The organism is Burkholderia sp. 9779_493 (assembly GCF_015712215.1).
GTDB classification, from domain to species: Bacteria; Pseudomonadota; Gammaproteobacteria; order Burkholderiales; family Burkholderiaceae; genus Burkholderia; species Burkholderia cenocepacia.
Map to the genome: position 1 here is coordinate 1 of NZ_JACCQA010000127.1, position 384 is coordinate 384.

The window sequence follows — 384 nt, forward strand, 5'->3', positions numbered from 1 at the left end:
TCAACCAGGCCAGCAACGCCCCGCCAGTTTGGTAGTCGGGGCCGAATCCAACACGCAGCAACCAGGGACCGGTAAGCCCTGCGGCCAACATCCCGACCGCACCGATGCCGCCGACGACCAGCGCCGGTGCGATCAGCGCCCGAAGCCGTTGGGTGCGCCGGTCGACGAAATGCGCGATCCGGTTGCCTTGCATCGCGCTCAGTGGGACCAGAAGCGGCGCACGCGTCAAGGTCACAGCCAGGATGACCGCTCCGCCCTTTGCCCCTAACTGGTCGGAGGTCACTTTGATCAACACTGGGAAACCCATTACCAGAATCGCGCAGGCGACCCTGCTGGGCGCGCTGGCCGGCGTCGACCGGTGGACACAGTACGGGTCACTGATGG

1 protein-coding gene is annotated in these 384 nt (G+C 65.9%); it reads right to left on the minus strand.

Annotated features, from left to right (window positions below; genetic code table 11):
* Positions 1-292: hypothetical protein (locus H0X95_RS35805; RefSeq protein ID WP_230878359.1), on the minus strand; the 292-nt coding region annotated here is incomplete at its 3' end.
* Positions 293-384: the final 92 nt, after the last annotated feature.